This window comes from Kribbella sp., from assembly GCF_035655035.1.
In the GTDB taxonomy this organism is placed as follows: domain Bacteria; phylum Actinomycetota; class Actinomycetes; order Propionibacteriales; family Kribbellaceae; genus Kribbella.
In genome coordinates this window covers 1-9,238 of sequence record NZ_DASRVN010000112.1, presented here as the reverse complement: position 1 = coordinate 9,238, position 9,238 = coordinate 1, and the positions used below count along the sequence as shown (strand labels likewise).

The following is a 9,238-nucleotide window of genomic DNA, read 5'->3' as shown; positions in this document are numbered from 1 at the left end:
CGCCGACGACGCGGACAGCCCGAACGCGCGGCTGATGGTGTTCGCGCTGCGTGCGGCCCACGCCGACCTCACCGGGGTCGTCGCGGAACTGCGCACGTACGTCGAAACCGTGATGGGTCCTTTTGCCGGCCATCCGATGGTTGACGGTCCGTCCGCCTACTACTTCGCGCGCACCGGTGCGCGCGAGGTGGCCCGCGGGATCGTGCGGCGCCGGGTCCGCGACGGCCTCGCCGCGATCCCGCGGGACGCCGAGTGGCTGGAGTCGCTCGCGTTCCTGGGCGAGGCCGCCCGGGTACTCGGTGAGCCGGAGGCGGCGCGGCTCGTGTACGACGCGCTCACGCCGTACGCGGGGCTGTGGGTGATCGACGGGATCGGCGGTGCCTGCCTGGGCAGCGTGTCGTTGTTCCTCGGCCGGCTGGCGGCACAACTCGGCAGGCCGGAGGCCCGGCGGCTGCTGGAGAACGCACTCGAGGCGCATCGCGCGGCCGGCGCGGAAACCCTCGCGGCCGAGACCGAGAAAGCCCTCGCCGAACTCGGCGCGCCGCGTGTGCGCGCGACGAGCGGCGTGGGTGAACTGCGGTGGCTCGGTGCGAGTTGGGAAGTTACGTGGCGCGGCGTCACCGCACATGTGCCGGATTCCAAGGGGATTCGCGATCTGGCCACGTTGCTGGTCCGGCCGCGGACGCCGGTGAGTGTTCTCGACCTGGCCGGTCCCGGCCGGGTTCAGGGCGCTGATCTGGGTCCGGTGCTCGACCGTCAGGCGCGAACGGCGTACCGCGATCGGCTGCTCGACCTGGCGGAGGAGCTGGTGGAGGCCGAGGCCGGCAACGACCTGGGGCGGGTGGAACAGCTCCTGGGCGAGCGGGACTTCCTGGCGCGCGAGCTGGCCGGTGCCCTCGGGCTCGGCGGGCGGGCGCGGTCCGCGGGCGATCCGGTGGAGCGCAGCCGGAAGGCCGTCTCGATGCGGATCGGCGTTGCGGTGAAGGCGATCGAGCGGGTACATCCGGCCCTGGGCCGGCACCTGCGCGCGTCGATCCACACCGGCCGCCAGTGCGTGTACGAGCCGGAGGACGACGTCACCTGGCATTGCCAGCCGGCACCTGGCGCCTGAAGGGGTGACAGCAAAACCCGGACCCCAGGAGGGCGACATGACCACCACAACCGACCAGCAGACCACCGGCGCGGAAGCTGCCGGAGCCCTGATGGGCCGCCTGTTCGGCGCGGCACTCGGCGCCGCCGAACTGTTCACGATCTACCTCGGCGACGTGCACGGGATCTACCGGGCACTCGACGAGGGCGGTCCGGCGACGGCGACCGAGCTGGCCGAGCGGACCGGCCTGGACCACCGGTACCTGGTCGAATGGCTGCAGTCGCAGTCGATCAGCGGATTGTTGACAATCGACGGTTCGGACGTCTGGACCGACCGGTTCGGCCTGGCGCCAGGAGTGCGCGAGGCGCTGCTCGAGCCGACGCACCCGGCGTACGCGGGCGGACTGGCCGCGATCGTGCCGGCGGTCGGCAGGGCGTTTCCGCAGTTGGTCGAGGCGTTCCGGACCGGCGCCGGCGTGCCGTACGCGGCGTACGGCGAGGAGGCGGTCCGTGCGCAGGAGCTGCTGAACCGGCCCGCGTACGTGAACTCGCTGGCGGCCGAGTGGATCCCGAACGTCCCCGGGCTCCACGACCGGCTGACCGGCGGCGCGCGGATCGCGGATCTCGGCACCGGTGCCGGCTGGTCGGCGATCGAACTGGCCAAGGCGTACCCGGCGGTGCAGGTGGACGGGTACGACAACGACGAGGACTCGATCGGCCGGGCGCGGCGGAACGCCGCCGAACAAGGCGTTTCCGGCCGCGTCGGCTTCGAGGTCCGCGACATCACCGAGGTCGCGGCCGGCGGGACGAAGTACGACCTGGTGACCTTCTTCGAGTGTGTGCACGACCTCGCGCACCCGGTCGAGGCGCTGACCGCGGCGCGCACGGCGCTCACGCCGGGCGGTTCGGTGATCGTGATGGACGAGCGGGCGGACGAGGTCCTCGCCGCGCCGGGTGACGAGGTGCAGCGGTTCCTCGCCGCGGCCAGCACGATCTGGTGCACGCCGCAGGGGCTGGTCGAGGAGAACTCCGACGTCGTCGGCGCGATCATGCGACCGGACCGGATGCGGCACCTGGCCGGGCACGCCGGGTTCGCTCAGGTCGACGTACTGCCGATCGAGCACCCGTTCTGGAGGTTCTACCGGCTGACCCCCTGACAGCACCTGGAACAATGGGCGCATGAGCACCCCGAGCAGCCCGTTGCGGCAGCGGATCACGAAGGTCAGTTATCCGTACGTCGCGAAGCTGCACGCCGCGCCGAAGCTGACCCTGCCCGGTATCACCCTGGTGCTGGCGCTGGCCGGGGTGTTCGCGCCGGTCGCGGTCGGGGTGCCGGCGCTGCTGCTGCTGGCGCTGCTGCTCGGCTGGCTGGCGTTCCTGTCGTGGCCGGCCGTGAGCGGCGCGCCGAAGTTCCTGCGGATCTTCTCGATCCTGATCATCGTGCTGTTCGCGGTCTCCCGGCTCGCCAACGGCTAAGGACGACCGAGGCTGTCGTACGCCGCCTCGACCGCGGCCTCGCGCAGCTCCTCGACCGGCTGGTGGTCGATCATCACCGCGCAGTCGGACAGGCCGCCGAGCGCGACCATGCACCGCACCACGTCGGACAGCGACGGCTCGGTGCCGATCAGCAGCTCCGCGACGGTGCCGCGCCACTCGATGAAGCGGTCGGTGAGCTTCAGCTCGTGCAGCACCGACAGATCCCGGATCGCGAGCTGGATCATCCCGCGGTGCCGGTAGGACAGGTCGAAGTACGACCCGAGCAGTTCCCGCGGCGGCACCGGGGCGGCCGCGCGCTGGGCGGCGGCGTACGCCTCGAAGTCGGCGATCATCGGCTCGACCAGGCTGTTCAGCAGTTCCTCGCGGGACGCGAAGTGGTAGTACAGCGCCGGCTTGGTGACGCCGAGGCGGTCGGCGATGTCGCGCAGGCTGGTCTGCTGCACCCCCTGCGCGGCGAACAGCTCGAGCGCGGCCTGCTGGATCCGCGCCCGGGTGTCGCCGGTCCGTTGTCTCGGCATGCCGCCCAGATTATCTGACCTTCCGTTAAGTAAGCCATTGACAAGCACACCCTCGTTTACTTACCTTCCGATAAGTAAGGAGGACACGATGAAGGTTCTGATCTCGGGTGCGAGCGTCGCCGGGCCGGTGCTCGCCTACTGGCTGCACCGCTACGGTTTCGAGCCCACCGTCGTCGAGCGGACGCCGGCCGCGCGGCACGGGCTGGGCGGGCACGCCGTCGACCTCTACAGCGCGGCGGCGGAGGTCACCCGCCGGATGGGCTGCTGGGACACGATCGTGGCGGCCCGCACGCAACTCGACACGATGAACGTCGAACGGTTCGGCAGCCGACCGGTCGAGGTCGACCTGCGCCGGATGTACGCCGGGATCTCCAGCCGGCACGTCGAGATCCTGCGCGGCGAGCTGACCAGGATCCTGTACGACGACCGCCGGGCCGAGTACCTGTTCGGCGACTCGATCGCGAACCTCCACGACGACGGCGACGGGGTCGACGTGACATTCGAGTCCGGCCTGGAACGCCGGTTCGATCTGGTGATCGGGGCCGATGGTCTGCACTCGAACGTACGGCGGCTCGTGTTCGGTCCTGAGGAGGAACTGCAGCGTCCGCTCGGCGGCTACCTGGCGGTGTACTCGATGCCTGACGTGTTCGGGCTCGGGAACCACACGCTCGCACACTTCTCGGTCGGCACGCTGGTCGGCGTCTACGGCGTGCACCAGACCGGCCAGGTCCGGGCAGGCTTCCTGTTCCGCGGGGAGTTGACGTACGACTACCGCGACAAGGCGCAGCAGAAAGCCCTGCTGGTCAGGGAGTTCCGCAACTACGGCTGGAAGGTGCCGGAGTTGCTGGAGCACCTGGAGGCCGCAGACGACTTCTACTTCGATTCGATCGCACAGATAACCCTGGACTCCTGGGTGTCCGGCCGGGTGGGCCTGGTGGGCGACGCTGGGTACTCCCCCGGGCCGGCCGTCGGCGGTGGGACCAGCCTCGCTGTGGTGGCGGCGTACATCCTGGCTGGCGAGCTGGCTGCAGCTCGGAGTGATCTGCCGTCAGGGCTTCGCAACTACGAGCGGATCATCCGGCCGCTCGTCGACAGCAGCCGCTGGCTCAGCCCGAAGGTCATGAGCACTGTCATCCCCAGCAGCGCTCTTATGGTCCGGTTGATGCCAGGAGCAGCTGCCATGCTGGCCAAGCTGCCTACGTCGCTGCAGCGTCTCATCTGGTCGCAGAACGCAGTAGGCAAGGTGTTCAGCTCGACAGCACTCCCTGACTACTCAGACCTCCTGCAGCCCGAGAGCAGTCAGCCGGTCCCGTAGCCACGACAGCTCCTTGCTGACCCGTTTCGCCAACGCATGCAGGTTTCTGGGCTCCCGCGGCCACACGTACGCCTCTGACTCCAAGTGGTGCGTCAACGGATGCCCTCCACCCACCAGACGCGCCAGACAGTCCTCCAGTACGCCGGTCGTCGTACTGAGCGGAGCTGGTGGCACACCATGAGCTGCCAGGTGCGCATGCATCCGCCAGGCCGCATGTCCCGACAGCTGCGACGACTGCGCCACGTCGTCCACCCCTGGTCCACCCCACTCGCGTACTTGCCGCAGGTACTTCGGTACGCCGAGCTGACCGAGCATGTACCGCCCGGACGCGTCCGACGGGTCTACCAGCGTGGGAGCGACCGACAACTGCGCCTTGACCACATCGACGCCCGCACGCCACAGGAGCTCGAAAGACTCGGCAGGGTCTTCGAACTGGACGGCCAGATGACAAGCGTCCAGCCCTAGCCCGATACGCGACCTACCACCGTACGGGCTCGAATAGCGTTCCAGCCACGCAGCCGCCTGACCGATCATCTCGAGAACACAGCCCGGCTCGGTCTCGACGGCGATCCGGATCCGCCGGCCGGTCCTGGCCTCAGTCCGGGCCAGGTGCTGCTCAACCCGGTCGAACGCCTCCCGCGCGGCACGGTTGCGCGCCCGAGACCACGGCTCCCGCCACGCCAGCGGTACGGTCGAGATCGAGCCGTACGGCGCGTCGTCCGGCAGCAGGTCCGCGAGTACGTCGACCAGGTCGAGCGTGTACCGGAGCCGCTCGGGCTCGGTCCAGTCCGGGCAGTACAGGCCGACGCCGGCGGCCTTGCCGGTGTGCGGGATGCCGTTCACCGTCACGACTTCCAGCTGGTTGCGGTGCAGCGCGCGGCGGAGTTTGCTCAGCGACGCGGGCGAGTTCGCCAGCCGATCGGCCAGCCGGTGCGGAAACCACAGACCGACACCCAGCACCGGTACGTCGAGCGTGGACCGCACCACCCCCGCACACCCGTCGAGGCGCGCGACGAGTTCATCCAGGTCCGCGGCCGGGTGCACCGACGCGCAGTACCCCAGATGAACGGCCGAACCGTCCCGATGACGGAATCTCATCAGCACACCCCCGGTACAGCCACGGAAAGTGCCTGCTGATTGACATTCCGTGACCTACCAGCAGCCTACGAGCTGGTGGCCGACGAGGTCACCGGCTCCGGCGTGGCGACCAGGTCACGGGAGCGCTCCGCGACCGCCATCGCCGCCAGCGCAGTGGTGAGCGGGACCGCCGCGATGATGCCGAGGCTGCCGACCAGGCCGCGGACCACCTCCATCGCCACCGCCTCGGTGGAGATCACCGACAGCATCGGCAGGTCCTGGATCGCGAACACCAGCAGCACCGGCATCGCGGCACCGGCGTACGCCAGGACCAGCGTGTTCACCACCGACGCCACGTGCGTCCGGCCGATCCGCAGGCCGGCCGCCATCAACTCGCGCCGGCTCGCGGCGGGGTTCGCCGCGGAGAGCTCCCAGACCGCGGCCGCCTGCGTCACCGTGACGTCGTCCAGGACACCGAGCGCGCCGATCACGATCCCGGCTGTCAGCAGCCCGGGGAGGTCGAGGTGCGGCGCGAACGACTGGGCCCCGGACGCCCCCTCCGCGGCGAGGCCGCTGAGCTGCGAGAACTGCGTGAAGAACCACCCGAGCAGCACGGTCAGCCCGAGCGCGGCGATCGTACCGGCCAGCGCGATCGCCGACTCCGCGTTGATCCCGTGCGTCAGGAACACCGCGATCGTCATGATCACCGCACCACCGACCACCGCGACCAGCAGCGGGCTCGAGCCGCGCAGGATCGCCGGCAGGATGAACTTCGTCAGCATCACCGCGGTCACCGCGAGCGCGACCAGCGCCGCGAACCCCCGCCACCTCGACAGCGCGACCACCGCGATCGCGAAGATCGCCGCGAGGATCAGCAACGGCTTGGTCCGGTCGTGGTCGACGTACTGGTACTTCTGGTCCAGCGGCGCACCCTCCTGCACCCCGAGCATCACCTCCTGACCGACCTCGACCGCGATCGCCGTACCGCCCGGCGTCGGCACCTGAACCGGCAGGGCCTTGCCCTTGTCCGGGCCGTTGCTCAGCTTGACCGTGGCCAGGTTGCACTTGTCCTGCGGGTTCGGGCACTTCTTCAGCGCGGTCACCTGGCCGCGGGCGGTACTGGTCTGGTACCCCTGAACCTTCACCCCGCCGCCCGGCCAGAGCACGATCAGCAGCACTACGGAGGCGATGATCAGCGGGATCAGTACGGCGGCCACCACGATCCGGACCCGGCGGGCAACCACCGCGTCGGAGTTCACCACCGAGGTGTCCACCACATGATCGCCATGCCCGTGCCCATGGCCGTGGCCATGTCCGTGCGGAATGTCGAGCGCCTTGCGGCGGTTGCCCTTGCGGTCGGCACGCCGTCGCCCGACGTTGCGGCTGGCCATCGTGAACTCCCTGTTTTGACAACCAGTTCCATCTAGAATGAAAATGATTGTCATGAGATCTGGTCTTCGAGCAATTATCGCCGGTGCCGCGACGCTGGCCACCCTCGCCCTGGCGGGGTGCGGTGGCGCGACCGCCGGCGGTACTGCCGACGGCAAGCTCAGCGTGGTCGCCTCGTTCTACCCGCTCGAGTTCATCACCCGCACGGTCGGCGGCGACGCGGTGCACGTGACCACGCTCACCGCCCCCGGCGTCGAGCCGCACGACCTCGAGCTGACCCCGAAGCAGGTCGGATCGATCGCCGAGGCCAAGCTCGTCGTGTTCGAGAAGAACCTGCAGCCGGCTGTCGACGAGGCCGTCGCGCAGAACGCCAAGGACGCCGGCCTCGACGTCGCCCCGGCCGCTCAGCTCGAGGCGACCGGCGCGGACTTCCAGGAGCACAACGGCGAGGTCGCCCCGGCCGCGCACCAGGACAACGCCCTCGACCCGCACTTCTGGCTCGACCCGGTGCGGTACGCGGGCGTCGTCAAGGCCGTCGAGGACAAGCTGGCGACGATCGACAGCGCAAACGCCGCCGGGTACCACGAGCGGGCGAAGGCGCTGCTCGCGCAGATCGGCACGCTCGACACGGAGTACCGGACCGGTCTGGCGAACTGCAAGCTGAAGACGTTCGTGACCAGCCACGAGGCGTTCGCCTACCTCGCGAAGCGGTACGGTCTGACGATGATCGGGATCGCCGGGTTCACGCCGGACGCGGAGCCGACCCCGAGCCGGATCAAGGAGGTCCAGGACATCGTGACGGCCCAGCACGTGACCACGATCTTCTACGAGGAGCTGGTGAGTCCGAAGGTGGCCGAGACGATCGCGAACGACGTGGGCGTGAAGACCGCCGTCCTGAGCCCGATCGAGGGCCTGCCCGACGCGAACTCCAAGGACACCTACCTGACGCTCATGCAGCGCAACCTGCAGGAACTGAAGAAAGCGAACGGTTGCTCGTGACCGATACCTCGGCCCGGGCCGTTCAGGTCGACGACTTGTCCGTCGAGCTCGGCGGGCGGTTGGTGCTGCGCGGGATCGATCTGCGGATCCGCCAGGGCGAGGTGGTCGCGGTCCTCGGTACGAACGGCTCCGGCAAGTCCACGCTGATCAAGACGATCGTCGGGCTGTTGCCCGCGGCCCGTGGCGAGGTGCGGTTGTTCGGTACGCCGGTCCCCCGGTTCCGCGCGTGGCGCCGGGTCGGGTACGTTCCGCAGCGCATCACCGCGGCCGGCGGCGTACCGGCGACCGTGTACGAGGTGGTGTCGTCCGGGCTGCTCTCGAAGCGCCGGATGTTCGCCCCGCTCGGTGCCGCCGGCAAGCAGTCGATCGAGGACGCGCTGCAGGTCGTCGACATGTGGGACCGGCGCAAGGACGCGGTCGCCGAGCTGTCCGGCGGGCAGCAGCAGCGGGTACTGATCGCCCGGGCGCTGGTGTCCGGGCCGGAGCTGCTGATCCTCGACGAGCCGACCGCGGGCGTCGACCTGGCCAGCCAGCAGATCTTCGCCGACGCGGTCCGCGAACGGGTCGAGCGCGGTACGACGGTGGTGATGGTGAGCCACGACCTCGGCCCGATGGACGCGCTGATCGACCGCTCGGTGGTGATGCGCCGCGGCCGGATCGTGTACGACGGTCCGCCGCACGCCTCCCAGACGCACGCTCACGTCCACCACTCGCACACCGACGACGAACCTGGGCTGATGACTCCATGACCATGTTCCAGCTGGAGTTCATGCAGCGCGCGCTGATCGCGGGGCTGCTCACCGGGTTGTCCGCACCGGCCATCGGGACGTACCTGGTGCAGCGGCGGCTGTCGCTGATGGGTGACGGGATCGGGCACATCGCGATCACCGGTGTCGCGCTCGGCCTGCTGACCGGGAGCGCTCCGGTGCTGACCGCGGTGATCGTGTCGATCGCCGGCGCCACCGCGATCGAGCTGGTCCGCGCCCGCGGCAAGGCAACCGGTGACGTGGCGCTCGCCCTGCTGTTCTACGGCGGTATCGCCGGCGGTGTACTACTGATCGGGCTGGCAGGCCAGGGCGCCGCAACACTCAACACCTACCTGTTCGGCTCGCTCACTACGGTCTCGCAGAGCGATCTGTACGTCGTTGTCGGCCTGGCGATCGCCGTGCTCGTCGTAGCGATCGGTCTGGGCCCGCAGCTGTTCGCGGTGTGTCAGGACGAGGAGTTCGCCCGTACGACGGGACTCCGGGTGCAGCTGCTCAATCTGGTGATCGCTGTGATGGCCGCGGTCACCGTGACGGTGGCGATGCGCACTGTCGGGCTCCTGCTCGTCAGCGCGCTCATGGTGGTCCCT

The 9,238-nt window shown here is 69.6% G+C and carries 10 protein-coding genes; 7 read left to right on the top strand and 3 right to left on the bottom strand.

The genetic code is table 11. The annotated features are described in order from the left end of the window. From VFF46_RS06445 to VFF46_RS06435, 3 genes are all read left to right on the top strand, one after another. Window positions 1–1,111 (top strand): hypothetical protein (locus VFF46_RS06445; protein WP_325036098.1); only part of this gene is annotated, 1,111 nt, incomplete at its 5' end. 37 nt (window positions 1,112–1,148) lie between these two features. Beyond that, window positions 1,149–2,246 carry a class I SAM-dependent methyltransferase gene (locus VFF46_RS06440; RefSeq protein ID WP_325036097.1) on the top strand — a complete coding sequence of 366 codons (1,098 nt, stop codon included), beginning with the start codon at window positions 1,149–1,151 and terminating at the stop codon, window positions 2,244–2,246. A gap of 22 nt (window positions 2,247–2,268) precedes the next feature. After that, on the top strand, window positions 2,269–2,565 hold the full coding sequence (locus VFF46_RS06435; RefSeq protein ID WP_325036096.1) for a DUF6703 family protein: 297 nt from the start codon (window positions 2,269–2,271) through the stop codon (window positions 2,563–2,565). Here VFF46_RS06435 and VFF46_RS06430 read toward each other — a convergent pair. After that, complete coding sequence (locus VFF46_RS06430; RefSeq protein WP_325036095.1) at window positions 2,562–3,104, bottom strand: TetR/AcrR family transcriptional regulator; 543 nt, start codon at window positions 3,102–3,104, stop codon at window positions 2,562–2,564. The two genes, VFF46_RS06435 and VFF46_RS06430, sit on opposite strands and share 4 nt — an antisense overlap. Window positions 3,105–3,192: 88 nt before the next feature. Here VFF46_RS06430 and VFF46_RS06425 point away from each other — a divergent pair, with 88 nt between their 5' ends. Continuing rightward, window positions 3,193–4,419 carry an FAD-dependent monooxygenase gene (locus VFF46_RS06425; protein ID WP_325036094.1) on the top strand — a complete coding sequence of 409 codons (1,227 nt, stop codon included), beginning with the start codon at window positions 3,193–3,195 and terminating at the stop codon, window positions 4,417–4,419. On the opposite strand, the gene eboE is transcribed toward VFF46_RS06425, so the two are convergent. Together eboE and VFF46_RS06415 are read right to left on the bottom strand one after the other, a co-directional pair. Continuing rightward, window positions 4,378–5,517 (bottom strand): metabolite traffic protein EboE, encoded by a 1,140-nt coding sequence (gene eboE, locus VFF46_RS06420; protein ID WP_325036093.1) that lies wholly within the window; start codon window positions 5,515–5,517, stop codon window positions 4,378–4,380. The two genes, VFF46_RS06425 and eboE, sit on opposite strands and share 42 nt — an antisense overlap. A gap of 65 nt (window positions 5,518–5,582) precedes the next feature. Next, window positions 5,583–6,887, bottom strand: coding sequence for a YibE/F family protein (locus tag VFF46_RS06415; protein ID WP_325036092.1), 1,305 nt, complete (start codon window positions 6,885–6,887; stop codon window positions 5,583–5,585). Window positions 6,888–6,939: 52 nt separating this feature from the next. Between VFF46_RS06415 and VFF46_RS06410 the strand changes: the two genes are divergently transcribed. From VFF46_RS06410 to VFF46_RS06400, 3 genes are all read left to right on the top strand, one after another. After that, window positions 6,940–7,884 carry a metal ABC transporter substrate-binding protein gene (locus VFF46_RS06410; RefSeq protein ID WP_325036091.1) on the top strand — a complete coding sequence of 315 codons (945 nt, stop codon included), beginning with the start codon at window positions 6,940–6,942 and terminating at the stop codon, window positions 7,882–7,884. Continuing rightward, window positions 7,881–8,633 (top strand): metal ABC transporter ATP-binding protein, encoded by a 753-nt coding sequence (locus VFF46_RS06405; RefSeq protein ID WP_325036090.1) that lies wholly within the window; start codon window positions 7,881–7,883, stop codon window positions 8,631–8,633. The genes VFF46_RS06410 and VFF46_RS06405 overlap by 4 nt, the downstream gene beginning before the upstream one ends. Then, a partial coding sequence (locus VFF46_RS06400) for a metal ABC transporter permease (protein WP_325036089.1) occupies window positions 8,630–9,238 on the top strand: 609 nt, incomplete at its 3' end. The genes VFF46_RS06405 and VFF46_RS06400, both read left to right, overlap by 4 nt.